At 48.4% G+C, this 17665-nt stretch carries 14 protein-coding genes, 1 tRNA gene and 1 riboswitch; of the genes, 9 read left to right on the top strand and 6 right to left on the bottom strand.

The genetic code is table 11. The features are described from left to right. Positions 1-75 precede the first annotated feature (75 nt). The 3 genes from HMPREF3047_RS08715 to ilvE all read right to left on the bottom strand — a co-directional run bounded on the left by HMPREF3047_RS08715 (position 76) and on the right by ilvE (position 4390). Positions 76-2091 carry a right-handed parallel beta-helix repeat-containing protein gene (locus HMPREF3047_RS08715; protein ID WP_283127044.1) on the bottom strand — a complete coding sequence of 672 codons (2016 nt, stop codon included), beginning with the start codon at positions 2089-2091 and terminating at the stop codon, positions 76-78. Further along, positions 2073-2918, bottom strand: a complete 846-nt coding sequence (locus tag HMPREF3047_RS11610; protein WP_141756567.1) for a hypothetical protein — start codon at positions 2916-2918, stop codon at positions 2073-2075. Before HMPREF3047_RS11610 ends, HMPREF3047_RS08715 begins: the two co-directional genes overlap by 19 nt. 473 nt (positions 2919-3391) lie before the next feature. Next, the gene (ilvE, locus tag HMPREF3047_RS08725) at positions 3392-4390 is read right to left on the bottom strand and encodes a branched-chain-amino-acid transaminase (RefSeq protein ID WP_070645425.1); all 999 of its coding nucleotides are present in this window, start codon (positions 4388-4390) and stop codon (positions 3392-3394) included. Positions 4391-4608: 218 nt separating this feature from the next. Between ilvE and HMPREF3047_RS08730 the strand changes: the two genes are divergently transcribed. Both HMPREF3047_RS08730 and lapB read left to right on the top strand, forming a co-directional pair. After that, the gene (locus HMPREF3047_RS08730) at positions 4609-4932 is read left to right on the top strand and encodes a LapA family protein (protein WP_070713393.1); all 324 of its coding nucleotides are present in this window, start codon (positions 4609-4611) and stop codon (positions 4930-4932) included. A gap of 25 nt (positions 4933-4957) precedes the next feature. Further along, on the top strand, positions 4958-6127 hold the full coding sequence (gene lapB / locus HMPREF3047_RS08735; protein ID WP_070645423.1) for a lipopolysaccharide assembly protein LapB: 1170 nt from the start codon (positions 4958-4960) through the stop codon (positions 6125-6127). Between the two features lie 114 nt (positions 6128-6241). Here the strand turns inward: lapB and HMPREF3047_RS08740 are convergent, their stop codons facing one another. Both HMPREF3047_RS08740 and recC read right to left on the bottom strand, forming a co-directional pair. Then, positions 6242-6748: a thioredoxin family protein gene (locus HMPREF3047_RS08740; protein WP_070645421.1), complete on the bottom strand. Its 507-nt coding sequence runs from the start codon at positions 6746-6748 to the stop codon at positions 6242-6244. 3 nt (positions 6749-6751) lie between these two features. Then, complete coding sequence (recC, locus tag HMPREF3047_RS08745) at positions 6752-10051, bottom strand: exodeoxyribonuclease V subunit gamma (protein WP_070645419.1); 3300 nt, start codon at positions 10049-10051, stop codon at positions 6752-6754. Positions 10052-10250: 199 nt separating this feature from the next. On the opposite strand from recC, the gene HMPREF3047_RS08750 reads away from it, so the two are divergent. Continuing rightward, positions 10251-10327 (top strand) — tRNA-Pro (locus HMPREF3047_RS08750). Between the two features lie 48 nt (positions 10328-10375). Here the strand turns inward: HMPREF3047_RS08750 and HMPREF3047_RS08755 are convergent. After that, a complete protein-coding gene (locus HMPREF3047_RS08755; protein ID WP_070713395.1) occupies positions 10376-11257 on the bottom strand; it encodes a lysophospholipid acyltransferase family protein in 882 nt (293 codons plus the stop codon). Between the two features lie 108 nt (positions 11258-11365). Continuing rightward, a riboswitch (SAM-I-IV-variant riboswitch) is annotated at positions 11366-11476 on the top strand. Positions 11477-11649: 173 nt separating this feature from the next. Here HMPREF3047_RS08755 and metK point away from each other — a divergent pair. From metK to HMPREF3047_RS08785, 6 genes are all read left to right on the top strand, one after another. Then, entirely contained in the window at positions 11650-12819 is a 1170-nt protein-coding gene (metK, locus tag HMPREF3047_RS08760) for a methionine adenosyltransferase (protein WP_070713398.1), read from the top strand. 109 nt (positions 12820-12928) lie between these two features. Next, positions 12929-13249, top strand: a complete 321-nt coding sequence (locus HMPREF3047_RS08765) for an accessory factor UbiK family protein (protein ID WP_049328707.1) — start codon at positions 12929-12931, stop codon at positions 13247-13249. Between the two features lie 13 nt (positions 13250-13262). Beyond that, the gene (locus HMPREF3047_RS08770; protein WP_070713402.1) at positions 13263-14759 is read left to right on the top strand and encodes a YifB family Mg chelatase-like AAA ATPase; all 1497 of its coding nucleotides are present in this window, start codon (positions 13263-13265) and stop codon (positions 14757-14759) included. A 154-nt stretch (positions 14760-14913) separates the two neighbouring features. Further along, on the top strand, positions 14914-16014 hold the full coding sequence (locus HMPREF3047_RS08775) for an SPOR domain-containing protein (RefSeq protein WP_070713407.1): 1101 nt from the start codon (positions 14914-14916) through the stop codon (positions 16012-16014). A gap of 11 nt (positions 16015-16025) precedes the next feature. Next, positions 16026-16667 carry a thiol:disulfide interchange protein DsbA/DsbL gene (locus HMPREF3047_RS08780; protein WP_070713445.1) on the top strand — a complete coding sequence of 214 codons (642 nt, stop codon included), beginning with the start codon at positions 16026-16028 and terminating at the stop codon, positions 16665-16667. A gap of 44 nt (positions 16668-16711) precedes the next feature. Then, on the top strand, positions 16712-17536 hold the full coding sequence (locus HMPREF3047_RS08785) for an undecaprenyl-diphosphate phosphatase (RefSeq protein ID WP_070713410.1): 825 nt from the start codon (positions 16712-16714) through the stop codon (positions 17534-17536). Positions 17537-17665: the final 129 nt, after the last annotated feature.

Raw genomic sequence — 17665 nt, forward strand, 5'->3', positions numbered from 1 at the left:
GGCCGTCTGAAAATTTTCAGACGGCCTTTTTTTATTTATCGATATTTAGACCATAAAGATTACAGCTTCAACAGCTTACAAAATCCCTGTCGTTGTATGATGCTCTTCCACTCCTGATGTATACACATTCTTAGTATGGTGATACACAGCATCTTTAGTTGTTGCGACAATATAGTTGGCTTCTGACAAGATATCGCTCAAGGCAACTTTACTGCCGGTCGTATTCACCTTTGTCAGTGCTGCACCATTATGGCTATTGCCTTCTGAATACGTTTTGATGTTATTTTCAAAGCGCAGCCATGAATCATACAGTTCGTCTTTGATGTCCGTCATGATTTTATTGTTGGCTACATTTAAAGATGCCTTGCCCTTAGGGTTGGTACTGTATACGTCTACCAAAACATCATCCAGGGCACCACCAAGTTTCAATGTGTTATTAGTGATGTTGTACTCTTTGGCATTGCTTTTCAAATAAGCAAATTCGACATAGCCGTCAGATTTTTCACGCACGGAAATTTTGTTGTTGTGAATTGTCACCGCACCATGCATAGCGACATTACCATGGTGTTCTTCCACATAAACCGGTACTGCGCCTTTCATAATCTTGCCGATATCGGCATCATTGCCGCTAATGGTAATAGTACCGCTGCCAATGCCGTTTTTAGATAAAACGCGGTCGTAGGTATCGTTGATGACGGCAATCAGATATTTGGTGGATTCGCCGCTTATCTTGTTATTTGCCATATTGAGCGTGTAATCCATTTTGCTTTCATGGTTACGGAACTCAATCGCGTAAGTCTGAATATTGTTTTGATAAACCGTCAGATTTTTAATGACATTATTGCTGATATCGAAATAGCCTTTGTTAGCCGAGTGCAAATCTTTGTATTGGGTATTGGTTTGCACCTGGATACCTGAATACATGTGATAGTACTTGCCCAAGTCATCATCAACATTCAAACGGAAGCTCGGGTCTTGGATAATGGTATTGCCGGTAATTTTGACTTTATCCATAGAAAACTGGCGGTTGTAAGCAGCAATACCATACAGCCGGTCACCTGTTAACACATTGTCTTCAATGACAATGCCTGTACCATCATGCACATCCAAGCCTTTGCGGTAGTTGTGGTTGGTCGTGTTTTTACGGTATGTGACACCGTAATTGTAGCTGCCCGCAACCACAGCCATACCGTAGCCGGTACCGCCGTCCGCTTCGTGGCCGTTCCAATCCAAACGGTTGCCCTCGCCGATAAAGTTTTGTTGGAAACCGATCAGCGCACCGGCAACGCGGTTGTGGTGCAGATACGAATCAACAATACGGTTGTTTTCACCCAAAGGCAGCGCTTCATATTTTTCATCAATTTCGCCGCTTTGTACGCGCTCTTTAAAGGTCAGCTTTTGACCTTTTTCCTTTTCCAAAGAAGCGGTCGACGTGAACATCACACCAGCACGATTGGCACCGGAAACCTCTACTTTACTGATTAAAGTATTGTCCGCATCGTTCACCAAAATGCCGTTTACCTTGCCAAAATAGCTTAAGCCTTTGCGGTAAAAATCAGGGTTGGTATATTGAACCGACAAGTTGGCAATGGTTTTATTGTTTTGTCCATCGATCAAGATACCGGCAAATTGGCGAATGTCATCATGGTTGGTGTTCGGATTGAACACGCCTGTCTGCGCCTTATCAAACGTTACTTTGGTTTTACCCATCCCCGAACCAAACAAACCGCGTGCGCCGGAAACGGTTTTATCCATCACAATCTGGTTAGAAATATAGTAGGTACCATCCAAGAAGACCATGGCTTTTTCTTTATGAGCAGCTTCTAAAGCCGCTTTAAATGCCTGAAGGCTGTCTTTTTTACCCTGCGCATCGGCACCAAAATCATTCACACGAACATAATTACCATACTCTTTAGATTGATACACGCGGTATTTTCCAGAGACACCTGCCCTGTTTTCGGTATGATCGTCAATTTTGTTTTCTTTGACTGAACTGAGGTGGCTATCGTGACTCATGGCTGTTTTTTTGCCGGAAGAAACGCTCACGACTTTGTTATGGCCGTCTGAATCGTTCAAAATCTTTTTATGCACAATTTCGACTGTTTTTTTTCCTTCGGCAATTCTGTCTTCTGCCTCTTTTTCTTTGCGGGCAGCGTCTTGTTTGGCTTTACGCTCTGCAATCGCTTTTTCGACTGCTGCTTTATGCGCTTCTTTTGCATGCTCGACGGCGTTTGCTTTGGCTGTGGCGGCTTCGGCTTTTTTTTTTCTTTAGCCTCTTCGTATTTTTTTTGCTTTTCAGCCAAAATTTTTTCCATCGATTGATTAACCGGTTTGTTTACCGGCTCTTTTGAAACAACCTGTTTGTCCGTTACTTTAGACGCAATGGTATTTTTACCAGAAACGCTACTTGCAGAAGCAACACTGGCCCGTACGACACGCATTTTTGTTACAACGCCGTCTGAAGATGATGAGGTACTGTTCAATCTTGCCGCCTCAGCCACATGAACCGCATCTCTCGTTACAGTATTTTTACCGCTTAATTGCTTGGGTTCAGGAAAAACAGACGGACTTCCCCCAAAATTTTGGGTGTGTATCCATTCTTTTAGAGGAGAAGATGATTCGGAAGTGGTTTCAGGAGTTGAGGAGCCTTGACGGATATGGGTACGGCCAAGAGGGGCAAGTTTATGTGACATAATCAGCGTATTTCCTTGTATCAAATATCGTCCTTTTCCACCGCACAAGCGTGCAACAAAAAAGTTCGATGAATAAAGAGGTAAGACGGATTCTGTCGTAACAGCAATTGCCTGTATAAAGCTAGCCACTTTGAGAAACTCGGCAGCGTTTCCCCTTCTGCCGATTTTCTGATTGAAAACGGTAATGGTGTTTGGACAGAACCCTTGGATGGCTTTTATAGGCAATCTGTCCGCGTACCATGTGTCCGGTTATTTTTGACGGAAAATGTATCAGAGTCCCTTTTTAATTAATTAGTTCATCCAAAGTTAAGTTATTTTTGATTTTTATAGCAAAATAAAAATGGTTTTATCTTGCATTGTTTTTCTTTTTGGCGTGACAGAGTTAATACCGCGAAGCCAAAAAGGAGGGGAATTCTAACACAATATGTTTTTAGCATTTCCCATTTAACTAAATTTACAAAATATACAAAATAAATATCTATAAATGTTTTTAACTTAATCGAAAAATCAATAAAATTCGATATTTTCAATGTGTATTTTTACAACATAATTGCGCATTATATACCGATTATCTTAAAATGCTACCGTTTGTTTGTAAAATTTAGCATTTTATTATTTGTCTTCCCTCTCTAAAATCCAATAAAAAAGGCCGTCTGAAAAAATATTTCAGACGGCCTTTTTTATTGAATGCGTTCTATTTAACAAACTTCGACCAACCAGCCATGTTTGTCTTCTGCCAAACCGTATTGGATGTCGGTAATCGCCTTACGGATTGCATAACCGCGCTCTTGGCTCTTCACTTCGATTTCTTCGCCATCAATCACGAAAGAAGTTACCGGAGAAATAACCGCAGCCGTACCGGTCAGAATCGCCTCTGCGCCATTTTCCACAGCTGCTTTCAGCTCATCGACAGTAAAGTTGCGCTCGGTAACGGTGTAGCCCAAATCTTTGGCAACTGTCAGTACGGAATCACGGGTAACGCCGTGCAGGAATTCGTCTGTCAACGGTTTGGTAATGATTTCATCACCGTTAATCAGGATAAAGTTAGACGCGCCGGTTTCCTGAACGTCGCCATTCGGACAGAACAACACTTGGTTTGCACCATATTCGGCTTTGGCTTTCAATACCCAAGGCATGGCGGAAGCGTAGTTGCCGCCGCATTTCACACGACCCATATGTGGGGCGCAACGGATGTGTTCGGTTTCCACCAAGATTTTAACGGGCGAACCGGCTTTGAAATAGTCGCCGACAGGAGAAGCCAGAATGTACAGCAAAGCAGTTTCGGAAGGAGAACCGGCTTTACCGATCACAGGGTCGGTACCGATCAAAGTCGGACGCAGGTACAAAGCGGCAGGCGCATCAGGGATTTCCTCGGCGGAACGTTTGACCAATTCGATCAAAGCATTCAAATAAGCCTCTGTCTCAGGACGCGGCAGGTGCAGAATATCTGCGCTTTGCTGCATACGCGCGATGTTAGCGGTCGGGCGGAACATCACGATTTTGCCGTTTGCCTGACGGAATGCCTTCAAACCTTCAAAACATTCGCTGCCGTAATGCAAAGCATGTGCGCCGGGGGCGAGTGTCAGGTCTTTGGAAGATTGCCATTCTACCGGTTGCCATTTACCTTCACGATAAGCGATAACGGGCATTTCAGCGTGAAAAACGCTGCCGAATACGGCTGGAACTGGTCTGCTCATGATGATTGCCTTTCTTATTCTGATGTGCAAAATAAATTAATTAATTAAAGACTGAACAATACGCCTTTCAATATAGGTTTGACAAGTACCCGTCAGCATAAAGACACCGTCACCCTGCCGTCTGAAACATGCCGTCCTATCCGAAATCCGGCAAATCGTTTAAACTGATACCATTTTTCAGACGGCCTGCCCCAACCGCAGCCAATCCGGAGTAACCCATGAAACTCATCTCTACCATCATCAAAATCCTGATTCTTCTTGTTTTCCTCCTGCTGGCCATCACCAATACCCACACCGTATCCTTCTTCTACCTGCCTGGCCAAAACATCAATCTGCCGCTGATTGTCGTGCTTTTCGGTGCATTTATTATCGGCATCGTGTTCGGTATGTTTGCCCTCTTCGGCCGTCTGCTGTCCCTGCGCAGCGAAAACAACCGCCTGCGCGCCGAAGTGAAAAAACATGCCCACCTTTCCGAAAAAGACCTGACTCCGGTCAAAACTGAAACACCGGCAGCGACTTCCGAAGCCACTCCCAAAGCGTAACGCCACCAATCAATAAAGGAATACCATGGACAACGAATTGTGGGTTATCTTACTGCCCATCGTCCTCCTCCCCGTTTTCTTCGCTATGGGCTGGTTTGCCGCGCGCGTCGATATGAAGACCGTCCTGAAACAGGCCAAAAGCATACCGGCAGGGTTTTACAAAAGCCTTGACGCCCTCGTTGACCACAACAGCGGCCGCGCCGCGCGCGAATTGGCGGAAGTGATCGATCAACAGCCGCAGTCATACGACTTAAACCTGACTTTGGGCAAGCTCTACCGCCAACGCGGCGAAAACGACAAAGCCATCAATATGCACCGCGCCCTGCTCGATTCGCCCGACACCGTCAACGAAAAACGCGCGCGCGTGCTTTTTGAATTGGCGCAAAACTACCAAAGCGCAGGCTTGGTGGACCGTGCCGAACAAATCTTCCTCGGTTTGCAGGAAGGCGATATGGCACGCGAAGCCCGCCAACACCTTTTGAGCATTTACCAACAGGATCGTGATTGGGAAAAAGCCATCGAGATGGCACAGCTCTTGAGCCATGACGAACAAACCTACCAGTTTGAAATTGCCCAGTTCTATTGCGAAATTGCCCAAGCCGCGCTGTTCAAATCCAACTTCGATGCCGCCCGCTACAACATCGGCAAAGCACTCGAAGCCAACAAAAAATGTACACGCGCCAACATCATCCTCGGCGACATCGAATACCGTCAGGGCAATTTCCCTGCCGCAGTGGAAGCGTATTCCGCCATCGAGCAGCAAAACCACGCCTATTTGAGCATGGTTGGCGAGAAACTCTATGAAGCCTATGCCGCGCAAGGCAAGCAGGAAGAAGGCCTCAACCGCCTGATCGGCTATATGCAAACCTTCCCCGATCTTGACCTAATCAACGTCATCTACGAGAAGGCCCTGCTGCTCAAAGGCGAAACCGAAGCGGCGCAAATCGCTGTCGAACTCGTCCGCCAAAAACCCGACCTCAACGGCGTGTACCGCCTGCTTGGTTTGAAACTCAGCAATATGAATCCGGAGTGGAAAGCCGATGCCGATATGATTCGTTCGATTATCGGCCGCCAGCTGCAAAAAAGCGTCATGTACCGCTGCCGCAACTGCCACTTCAAATCCCAAGTCTTCTTCTGGCACTGCCCTGCCTGCAATAAATGGCAAACCTTTACGCCGAATAAAATCGAGATTTGATCAAGCGTTAAGCATTAAAAAAAGGCCGTCTGAAATCTTTTCAGACGGCCTTTTTATTACGAAACAAAATATCAAAGCGGTTCAAAACATGGCTGTACACACCAGCAATATCTGTCAACAACGCTGCCCTGCCCATGCCAACGCCGCTACAATCTGAGCCTCAATATCGGCATTAAACTCGCCTGCACGGTACGCATCGCGCAATTCTGTGCGACGGGTTTCATCTGCCGCAATTTGGTTTAACACCACTTGCGGAAACTCGTTAAACACAGGCCCTTCCTCTTCATGACCCATCAAAAACAGCGCAGGAATTTTTTGATTGGCGCGGACGATTTCCTGTTGGCGCGGATTCTCAAAACGGCTGCTGTCGCCAAAATCGTTTCGGGCAATATAGTTGACGCGGATATTGGGATTCAACTCCGTCATTTTTTGAATAAACGGCACAAACACGCGGCAATCAGGGCAATATGGCGCAGCGGCAAGCAGCCAGTTTTGCAGACGGCTGATCTTTTTGACCGCCGCTACCGTTTGCGCCGACAGCTCGGTTGCCTGATAGAGTTGCTGCTGTTTCAATTTGTCTTCTTCAGTATCAAAATCCAAATATTCTGCATAATTGGCCATGCTTTACTCCTGTTCTGTTGTATCGGTTTTCCCTGCCACACCGGTCAAAAGCGGAACAAGCAGATTGACGACGAGGTTTTCAAATAGCGGCTCATCAAGAGGCGATTCGTCCGAATGGCCAAACACCAGCTTCACTTCGGTATATTCTTTCTGCCCTTTGCTCATTTTGTTGCCGTTAAAAACCTCATGGGCTTTTCTCAAGGCAGCATCCCAATCCTCTTTCTTGTTGTACTCCTCCGCAGCGGCAAGGCTGGTTTTGGCAAAAAACGGCAAGGGGGTATTTTGTCCGATTCGGAAATATACCAACCATTCTTTCAAAAGTGCCCTCGCCACCTCTTGCCCGATGGCGGCATAGGTTTCGGTCTGTCCCAGGCTGACAATATAGGTTTGTCGGCTTTCAACGGATTTAGGGGCGATGGCGCAAAAAATCAAATGCTCCAATAAACGGGCAATGCGGTTGGGTGCATTGTCTTTTTGATTTAGGAACACAATGCGGCCGCACTCATAAAGATTGCCGATGGTGCCTTGTAAAACCAAATCGTCAAAGTGTTCTTCATAAGGTTCAGACGGCCTTTTGTTACTGCGTATCAGCTCGGCATCCACGTTTTTCGCAGATATTTGATACTGCTTCTGCCACAAGCCACCCAACTCGCCTACCGGCATCAGGCTTTCTGCATTCAGCCGAATGGCCGTATCTTCAAAGTCTTCCCCTTTGCGCCGCGCATCCAAATAGGCATCGGCAATCCGACCTTCATGTTGCGGCTCAAACGGTTCGGCAGATTCCCATGCGCCGTCCAGATACGGCTGATCCCAGCTTAAATTTTTCTTCAGCCAAACTTTGACAGGATTACGCCAAAAACTGATGAGCTCGCCTTGATGAATGGTCTTGTCTGGCTCTTCCTGACTTAAAGCCTCAAGGAAAAACGGCTGCGCTTCCGCTTGCGGTTGGTTCAACGCATCGGCGTAATCTTGGCGCGTACTGAAGAGGCCCTCTGAAAGCGCGTCCTTTTGGAAATAACGGCGTGAAAACGCCTGCAACGGATGATGTTTCACCCATTTCTCCGACAACTCGCGCCCGCTTTTCCCTGTCATGGCGGCAATGGTATCCAGTAGTTCGCTGATTAACGAAGACGACGCAAACTCGGCATCATTGCGTATATCGCGGCCGATATAAGACAAATACAGCATTTCACGTGCGCTGATTAAGGCTTCAAGGAAAAGATAACGGTCGTCGTCGCGGCGGGCGCGGTCGCCTTTTTTCGGATGCTTGGCAATCAGGTCGAACACTGCCGCTTTGGTATTGCGCGGAAAATCGCCGTCATTCAAACCCAACAGGCAAACCATTTTAAACGGCAGGCTGCGCATCGGCACCATACTGCAAAAAGTGATGCCACCGCTCAAAAATCCGGCTTGGCTTTCGCTGTCCAAAAAGCGGCGGATATGGCGGATAATGGTTTTACACGGCAACAATCCGTCAAATTCGGCCAACTGCGCCTCTTCCTGCCATTTCGCCAAAGATTGCTCAAACTGTTGCTTGGCGTATTGGTCGTCCGTATCCGGAGCAAACAGTTTCTCCAACAAATCGCGACAACGCTGCACCCAGCTTTCCACATTGGCAGGCTCTTGCCATTGCGCCGCCATATCGGCCAAAGTACGGACAAATTCGGCAAAACCGCTGAACACGTCCAACTGGTTGACGTTGCTATGCCACGCGCTCACGCCCTGCCACATGCCGTTGCCGCCTTCGGGCAGCATCCAGCCCAAGGCCAAACGCTCTACCGCCTGTTGCCAAGTAAAGAGGTTGTCTTTGCCCTCGCGCATGGTTTGGTCCAAACCCCAATGCACATTTAATCCGGCAACAGTCTCATGCAGCAGTGGCACATCTTCCTCGCTCAAACCGAAGCGTTGCAGCACCAACCGGCTTTCCAGCAAAGGCAAAACCTTGTCTACTTCAAACCGGCTCTCCAGCAAGTCCAAAGTTTGCGCCAAAGCATACAGCAACGGCTGACGGCGGCTGAGTTTCACATCCGAAATCGAATACGGCAAAGCCTGGCTGCCTGCCTGCTCCTGTCCGAAAACAGCTTCGATAAACGGACTGTACGGCTCAATGTTCGGCGTCAACACGGCAATATCGTGCGGCTGCCAGTCGGGATTTTTTTGCAGCACCAGCGACAGCTCTTCTTTCAAAATCTGCAATTCGCGCAAAGGGCTGTGTGCCGCAACGATTTTGACCGAGCCGTCGTTCAGCAGCTTGTCCGGCTCGACACACACTGGATTGCCGTCCGCATCGTGAACCTGAAACAAAGTCGGCTGCGCGCCTGCTTCGCCTTCTTCCTGTTGATACAAGCGTTCAGACGGCATGATTAAGTTTTGAATATCGTTTTGCAGGCAATGCAACAAGGTATCGTCTTTTCCCTCTTCATAAACCTGAATATCCTGCTCAGTTTCCACTTCCAACAGAAAATCAAAGAAATCGCGCCCCTGCTTGCCCAAAGAAGCCAACAGCGGATGCCCTGCCTGCGACAAATCCGCCTCATCGCCCCTTTTCAAAATCTGCGCCTCGTCGATGACCTCGCCCCAATATTGGCTACTCGGATTGAGCGCAAACACAAACACATCGCAATGCTTGGAAATTTGGTGCAGCAGTTGCAGATACATCGGTGCCATTGTCGAAATGCCGAATACAAACAACCTTTGCGGCAAAACCGATTTATCCAACTGTGCCAACAGCTTTTCCCACAAGGCCACGCGGTGCGGCGCAGATTGGCTGCCATCGTCCAAATAACGCCACAGCCGCGCCTGCCAATCCTCATCATCGCCCAAACCCAGCAGCTTACCAGCCTGCCACGCATCAATCCAATCCGGGCGGTACACCAAATATTGGTCGAAAATATCGGCCATTTGTCCAGCAAGCTGATAATCTGCCGATGCCGAGCTGTGCAAATAACTTTCCAGCTTCAGGCGTACGTTTTCGTATTCCGGGGCCGTCTGAAACACTTCGCTGCGGAACAAATCCAGCAAACGCCAGCGCATGACTTCAGGCGAAAACGGACTGAGCGGCGGCACATCGGGAACCAATTTGCGCATCAGCTGCCACGCCAAACCGGCAGGCAGGCTGAACTTCAAATTCGCCGCCACGCCGAGTTTGCGCGCAAAAAACACATTCAGATACCGCCGCATCCCCTGGCTCTGCACCACCACTTCTTCCTGCGCCAATACAGAATCCAAAGGCAAGGCCTGATGAATATGCGCGCACATTTCGGCAAGCGCTTCCAAACGGTCGGACTGATAAAGATAAAACATAGCAGACAATCTAAAAAACAATTGCCCACATTATAATGCCATTAGGACAAATGCTTCAGCAGAAGCGGCAAACAAAAACACAGGCCGTCTGAAACACATCGCTTCAGACGGCCTAAAACAAACCCATCGGCAGCCAATTATTAATTATTTATCGACCCCTGTACAAACCGGCTTCTCCTATCCTATAATTTCCCACATTCGGAATGTAGCGCAGCCCGGTAGCGCACTTCGTTCGGGACGAAGGGGTCGGAGGTTCAAATCCTCTCATTCCGACCAAATAAAAAACCTGCTTGAGTCCAAGCAGGTTTTTTACATTCGGCAAGCCTATACTTCCGGTGGAGGGAAAGGCGCACCTTCGGGATGTTTGTAGCGGTTGTACATAAACAAATATTGTTCCGGAAAACGACGTATCCAATATTCGGTATTTTCATTGATCACGCGCGCGTCGTTCTCCTTATCGCCGTTCAACTCGCCGCGCAAAGGCTCTATATGCAAGACAAAGCCTTTACCGTCGGGCAAACGCTCGCCGCAGAAAAACAAAGCCTTCACGCCTTTGACTTGCGCCAGCTTACCCGCCAACGTCATGGTGTAGGCAGGTTTTCCGAAAAAGTCCACCCACACGCCGTCACCGCCTTCTTCGGGAGACGGTACATGGTCCGGCAACACAATGGTTGCTTCGCCGCCGCGCAGCGCTTTGATGATTTGTTTGACGCCCTGAATACTGGTCGGTGCAGTCTTGCCTTTGCCGCGCACTCGCCCTGCCTGCATTACCGCATCAAAAGCCTTGATTTTCGGCGGCTTGTACATCGCCGTCAGCGGAAACGGCAGTTGCTGGCTGATGTAGCGGCCCGCCAAATCATAGCTGCCGATGTGCGGCGTGATAAACAGCAAACCCTCGCCCGCGCTCAAGGCCGTCTGAACATGTTCCCAACCGTTGACGCTGACAAACAGGTTTTCAATTTCCTCAGGCCGTCTGAAAAACGCCACCGGCAATTCCAAGCCGCCTTTTGCCGTTTCACGGAAAACTTTTTTCACCGCCTCGTCCGTCGGGTTCAATCCGGCAAGTTTCATGTTTTCAAAAACACGCCGGCGATCTTTCGACAGCAAGCGGAAACCCAAACCGCCCAGCAGGTTGCCTAATTTGTGCAACCAAGCCAAAGGCAGCGCGGCCAAAAATTTAAAAACAAAGGTAACAAGCGTTTGCATAAGGTTTTACCAAAATGAAGTGGACAGATTGTAAACGAAACAGGCCGTCTGAACAAAACAGACTTCGGGCAAATATATTGCGGCACACCTGCTTTTCTGCTACTATCCGCGCTGCATTAAGAGTTGGGAATTCCATGCCAACCTGCTTTTCAAACGGAAAGGTAAGGTGGACGGTTGAAAAACCGATGTGGCTCGCCAGAGCAATCCAAACCCGCTTAATGCGGGAATTTTTTTGCCTGTAAGAAACGCGCAACAGGATTCCGAAACAGCAGACAAGTGCGAATGTTTCTCACTTGTATAGAGAAAAAGCGGAGTTTTTGTTATGATTTCCGCTGTCCGAAATAAAAGGCCGCCTGAAAACACAGCAGCCTGTTTTTAATGAAAGAATAGCAATGAGCGAATATCTGTTTACTTCCGAATCGGTATCCGAAGGCCATCCGGATAAAGTTGCCGACCAAGTATCCGATGCGATTTTGGATGCCATCTTGACGCAAGACCCAAAAGCGCGTGTCGCCGCAGAAACCTTGGTCAATACAGGCTTGTGCGTATTGGCAGGCGAAATTACTACTACTGCCCAAGTGGACTACATCAAAGTCGCACGCGAGACCATCAAACGCATCGGCTACAACTCCTCCGAGCTGGGCTTTGACGCCAACGGCTGCGCAGTCGGCGTGTACTACGACCAACAATCCCCCGACATCGCTCAAGGCGTGAACGAAGGCGAAGGCATCGACCTGAACCAAGGCGCGGGCGACCAAGGTTTAATGTTCGGCTATGCCTGCGACGAAACCCCTACCCTAATGCCATTTGCCATCTATTACAGCCACCGCCTGATGCAACGCCAAAGCGAATTGCGCAAAGACGGCCGCCTGCCTTGGCTGCGCCCTGATGCCAAAGCCCAACTGACCGTGGTTTACGACAGCAAAACCGGCAAAGTAAAACGCATCGACACCGTCGTCCTGTCTACCCAGCACGATCCGTCTATCGGTTACGAAGAGCTGAAAAACGCCGTGATCGAACACATCATCAAACCGGTTCTACCGTCTGAACTGCTGACCGACGAAACCAAATACCTGATCAACCCGACCGGCCGCTTCGTTATCGGCGGCCCGCAAGGCGACTGCGGTTTGACCGGCCGTAAAATCATCGTTGATACCTACGGCGGCGCAGCTCCGCACGGCGGCGGCGCATTCTCCGGCAAAGACCCGTCCAAAGTGGACCGTTCCGCCGCTTACGCCTGCCGCTATGTTGCGAAAAACATCGTAGCCGCCGGTTTGGCAACCCAATGCCAAATCCAAGTTTCCTACGCCATCGGCGTTGCCGAACCGACTTCGATTTCCATCGATACTTTCGGCACCGGCAAAATCAGCGAAGAAAAACTGATCGCCCTGGTTCGCGAACATTTCGACCTGCGTCCAAAAGGCATCGTCCAAATGCTCGACCTGCTGCGCCCGATTTACGGAAAATCCGCCGCCTACGGCCACTTCGGCCGCGAAGAGCCTGAATTTACTTGGGAGCGCACCGACAAAGCAGCCGCATTAAAAGCAGCCGCAGGCGTGTAAACTTCCGCATTTGAGGCCGTCTGAAAAGCAAAACGTTTTCAGACGGCCTTTTTCCTTATACAATAGCCACTTGAATTTCTATATACATTCTGAATAAAGGATACGGATTATGTTCGGCAAACAACTTTTTGAAGAAGTCAGCTCCAAAATCAGCGAAACCATCGCCAACAGCCCTGCCAAAGACATGGAAAAAAACGTTAAAGCCATGCTCGGCAGCGCGTTCAACCGCATGGATTTGGTGACCCGCGAAGAATTCGACATCCAACAACAGGTTTTGATTAAAACCCGTACCAAACTGGCCGAATTGGAAGCCCGTTTGGCCAAACTCGAAGCCGCTCAAGAGCCTGAAGAAGCGGCTTTGAAAGCGGCCGAAACCGCTGCGGAAGAAGCTGTTGCAGAAATCAAACAACAAACCGAAGCTGCCGAATAAGGCCGTCTGAAACATGTCGCTTGCTTTGGTTTACAGCCGCGCCTTAAGCGGCATGAATGCGCCGTTGGTCGAAGTGGAAGCCCACCTTGCCAACGGCTTGCCACATTTCAATATCGTCGGTTTGCCTGATACTGAAGTCAAAGAAAGCCGCGACCGTGTGCGTGCCGCCATCATCCAAAGCGGCTTCGACTTTCCTGCCAAGAAAATTACCGTCAACCTCGCACCGGCCGACCTCCCAAAAGAATCCGGCCGTTTCGATTTGCCGATTGCCTTGGGCATTCTTGCCGCATCGGGACAAATCAACCCTGAAAAGCTCGCCCAATATGAATTTGCCGGAGAATTGGCACTGTCCGGCCTGCTGCGTCCCGTACGCGGCGCACTGGCCATGGCATGGCAGGGAATGCAGGCCGGCCGCTCATTCGTCTTGCCGCAAGAAAATGCCGAACAGGCTGCCGTTATGCGCGGTATCGCGGTTTATGGCGCGCGTTCTTTGGGCGAAGTGGCCGCGCATTTAAACGGCATCGAACCGTTGATACAAACCGAATGCAAGCTGACGCAAAGGCCGTCTGAACAAAGTAAAATTCCTGATTTAGCCGATGTTAAAGGCCAGCATACCGCCCGCCTTGCCTTGGAAATCGCAGCGGCAGGCGGACACAGCTTGTTGATGATGGGCCCTCCGGGTACGGGCAAATCGATGCTTTCGCAACGTTTGCCCGGTATCCTTCCGCCTTTGACTGAAGACGAATTGGTCGAAGTATGGGCATTGCGTTCGCTCCTGCCCAACCATCAACAGCAACTTGACAGCAACCGTCCTTTCCGTAGCCCTCATCACAGCGCCAGCTCGGCTGCCATGGTAGGTGGCGGTTCAGACCCACGTCCGGGCGAAATTTCATTGGCACACCACGGAGTGTTGTTTTTAGACGAATTGCCCGAGTTTGACCGTAAAGTATTAGAAGTATTGCGCGAACCTTTGGAAAATGGCGAAATCCATATTTCCCGCGCCGCACGCCAAGCAGTTTATCCGGCCAAGTTCCAACTTGTCGCCGCCATGAATCCCTGCCCTTGCGGCTATCTTGGCCATCCGTCCAAACCTTGCCGCTGTACGCCTGAAAGTGTTGCCCGCTACCGCAACAAAATTTCAGGGCCATTGCTCGACCGTATTGATTTAACCATCGAAGTACCCAGCCTTTCCGCTGCCGAATTGATGCAACAAGAAGCAGGCGAATCCAGTGCCACCGTATTGGAACGAGTTACCGCCGCACGCAAAATCCAATACAACCGACAAGGCAAAGTCAATGCAGAACTGAGTGTCGGCGAGCTCGATGGCAAAGCCCGCATCCAAAAAGAAGCGCAAGAAGCCTTGGGAACCATGCTCGAAAAACTGTCCCTTTCCGCCCGAAGTTTCCACCGTATCATGCGCGTCGCCCGTACGCTGGCCGATTTGGCAGGCGACGAAGAAGTCAGCAAAACCCATGTGATGAAAGCCATCGGCTTCCGTCGCGCCCTTTAACTTGTCAGACGGCCTGAATCTTTATGTTTAAGTAAAACTAGAGTAAACAAAGCATCAGGATTTTGCCGTCTATAACGGTTATTGATAAAATATCGAATCCAAACTCAGACAGTCTCACTTCAGGCCGTCTGAACACATTATTACAAGGTAAGTCATGAAAAAATCTACACAATATGGTAAAGGCTTGTCCGGTTTCTTTTTCGGCCTAATACTGGCAACAGGTATTATTGCCGGTATTTTGTTCTTCTTGAACCAAGGCAACCAAAACGTTTTCAAAGAGCTGACTCAGCCTAAACAAAGCGAAGAACCTGAAATCCTGAAACCTCAGGACAAAGCAGAGAAACGCCCAGCTACCGACACTTCATCTACCCAAGCAGATGAAGAAAAAGCCAAAGCAGAAAAAGAAGCAAAAGCTAAAGAAGAGGCTGAAAAAGCTGCCAAAGAAGCTGAAGAAAAAGCTCAAGCGGAAAAAGAAGCTCAAGAAAAAGCCGAACAAGCAGAACGCGAAGCTAAAGAAAAAGCAGAGAAAGTCGCTGCTGATAAAGCCGAACGCGAATCTAAAGAAAAAGCTGAAAAAGCCGCTGCCGAACAAGCCGAACGTGAAGCCAAAGAAAGAGCAGACAAAACTGCTGCCGATAAAGCTGAACGCGAAGCCAAAGAAAAAGTGGCAAAAGCTGAAGCAGAAAAAGAAGCTGCTAAGAAAAAACTGGCCGAGAAAAAAACCGAGTTAGAGAAAAAACGTGCAGAAAAAGCCAAAGCGGAAAAAGAAACTGCCGATAAAGCTGCTAAAGACAAAAAAGCAGCCGACCAGCTGACTGCCAAACAAAAAGAGCGTGCCGAGCGCAAACTGGCCGAAAAAAAAGCGGCTGAAGCCAAAAAGCAAAACAAGCCGACACCTGAACAAATCCTCAATAGCGGCAGCATCGAAAAAGCACGTAAAGCTGCAAATACCTCTGCAACAAAAGAAAGCAGCAACTCTGTAAGTAAACAGTCAACAGAAAAAGCCGAAACAGCTGCTAACAGCGGTAAAAAAGCCTTCCTGCAACTTGGTTCATATGCAGACCGCTCCAGCGCAGACTCACAACGTGCAAAACTGGCTATTTTAGGTGTGTCTTCCAAAGTGGTTGAATCGCAAAACGGCGATAAAACCATTTACCGAGTTCAAAGTAACACCATGCCGCAAGAAGCTGCTGTAAAACTGCAAAAAAACCTGCAAGGCCATAATATCAACAGCTTGATTCGTTCTACCAAATAATGGAATCACTGATGAAGCAGCGTATAAAACAAACCATTGCCGCACTTAGCCTGAGCCTACTCAGTCTGAGTGCGCAAGCTGCTACCGAAGGCGTAGACTATACTGTCCTCAGTCACCCTATTCCGCAGCAACAAACCGGAAAAATTGAAGTGCTTGAGTTTTTCGGCTACTTCTGCGTCCATTGTTACCATCTCGATCCTGTTTTGTTGCAACACAGCAAAACCTTTGCTAAAGATGTTTCCTTACGGACAGAGCACGTCGTTTGGATGCCTGAAATGTTGGGTTTGGCCAAAGTAGCCGCAGCCGTCAATCTTTCAGGTTTGAAATATCAAGCCAATCCAGTCATCTTCAAAGCAGTTTACGAACAAAAAATCAACCTGGCCGATACCAATGTATTCCTCTCATGGGTGGGTAAACAGACCGGTTTTGACAGTAAAAAACTGCTTCAAGCCTACAATAGTCCTGCTGCTGCGTCGGCTGCTGCAAAAATGCAGCAATTAACGGAAACTTATCGAATTGAAAACACACCAACTGTCATCGTCGGTGGTAAATACAAAGTCAATTTCAACGGTACCGACTGGAAAGCCGGTATGAAAACCATAGACGAGCTCATCGTCAAAGTCCGCCGCGAACAATCCTCAAAACCAATTTAACTATTCAACAAAAGAAAGACGGCCTCAAGGCCGTCTGAAAACTTATGGACATTCTGATTTTATTTAAAGCACTTATTCTCGGTATTATCGAAGGTTTAACCGAGTTTCTCCCTATTTCCAGTACCGGTCACTTGATTGTATTCGGTGACTTAATGAACTTTCAAAGCAACGGAAAAGTATTTGAAATTGCTATCCAACTCGGTGCAGTATTAGCCGTCGTATTTGAATACCGCCAACGATTTACCCATATCATAAAAGGACTGGGTAAAGAACGAACAGCCAATCGCTTTGTACTGAATTTATTTATTGCCTTCATACCAGCTGCGGTTGTGGGCCTCTTGTTCAGTAAACAAATCAAACTACACCTTTTCAACCCAATTACCGTTGCTACCATGCTGGTACTGGGTGGCTTCTTCATTTTATGGGTTGAAAAACGCCAAGCAACAGCCAAACCTAAAGTCAATCATGTAGATGATATGCGCCCAATCGACGCATTTGTTGTAGGATGCGCCCAAATTTGCGCCCTTATCCCTGGTACATCACGTTCAGGCAGTACGATTATGGGAGGTATGTTGTGGGGACTGGAACGTAAAACGGCTACCGAATTTTCATTTTTCCTTGCTGTACCAATGATGATTGCGGCAACAGGTTACGACATCTTAAAAAATTACAAACTCTTTACCTTGCAAGATGTCGGACAAATTGCCATCGGCTTTATCGCAGCATTTATCGCCGGTTTATTGGCAGTAAAAGCTTTGCTGAAATTTGTCTCCAGTAAAAACTATGTGCCTTTTGCCTACTACCGTATTGTATTTGGTGGTCTGATTCTCCTTACTTGGATGCTGGGCTGGGTCAGCTGGAGCGAATAACCCCTCTCCCGAAAGGACGTGTCTCACGCCCTTTTTTCTTTCTTATATCCCTTCCCCTCCGATTGTCACCCCATAAAAGGCCGACACTCCGCATCATTACCCCTAAATATCTCCTCGCCATCCGTACAG

The organism is Neisseria sp. HMSC075C10 (genome assembly GCF_001815615.1).
GTDB lineage: Bacteria > Pseudomonadota > Gammaproteobacteria > Burkholderiales > Neisseriaceae > Neisseria > Neisseria subflava_A.

What these genes read in the sequence shown, in the direction of transcription:
- HMPREF3047_RS08770 (WP_070713402.1), top strand. Translation starts at nt 13,263, where the DNA reads ATGTCGCTTGCTTTGGTTTACAGCCGCGCCTTAAGCGGCATGAATGCG.
- metK (WP_070713398.1), top strand. Translation starts at nt 11,650, where the DNA reads ATGAGCGAATATCTGTTTACTTCCGAATCGGTATCCGAAGGCCATCCG.
- HMPREF3047_RS08775 (WP_070713407.1), top strand. Translation starts at nt 14,914, where the DNA reads ATGAAAAAATCTACACAATATGGTAAAGGCTTGTCCGGTTTCTTTTTC.
- HMPREF3047_RS08780 (WP_070713445.1), top strand. Translation starts at nt 16,026, where the DNA reads ATGAAGCAGCGTATAAAACAAACCATTGCCGCACTTAGCCTGAGCCTA.
- HMPREF3047_RS08765 (WP_049328707.1), top strand. Translation starts at nt 12,929, where the DNA reads ATGTTCGGCAAACAACTTTTTGAAGAAGTCAGCTCCAAAATCAGCGAA.
- HMPREF3047_RS08785 (WP_070713410.1), top strand. Translation starts at nt 16,712, where the DNA reads ATGGACATTCTGATTTTATTTAAAGCACTTATTCTCGGTATTATCGAA.
- lapB (WP_070645423.1), top strand. Translation starts at nt 4,958, where the DNA reads ATGGACAACGAATTGTGGGTTATCTTACTGCCCATCGTCCTCCTCCCC.
- ilvE (WP_070645425.1), bottom strand. Translation starts at nt 4,390, where the DNA reads ATGAGCAGACCAGTTCCAGCCGTATTCGGCAGCGTTTTTCACGCTGAA.
- HMPREF3047_RS08730 (WP_070713393.1), top strand. Translation starts at nt 4,609, where the DNA reads ATGAAACTCATCTCTACCATCATCAAAATCCTGATTCTTCTTGTTTTC.
- HMPREF3047_RS08740 (WP_070645421.1), bottom strand. Translation starts at nt 6,748, where the DNA reads ATGGCCAATTATGCAGAATATTTGGATTTTGATACTGAAGAAGACAAA.
- recC (WP_070645419.1), bottom strand. Translation starts at nt 10,051, where the DNA reads ATGTTTTATCTTTATCAGTCCGACCGTTTGGAAGCGCTTGCCGAAATG.
- HMPREF3047_RS08755 (WP_070713395.1), bottom strand. Translation starts at nt 11,257, where the DNA reads ATGCAAACGCTTGTTACCTTTGTTTTTAAATTTTTGGCCGCGCTGCCT.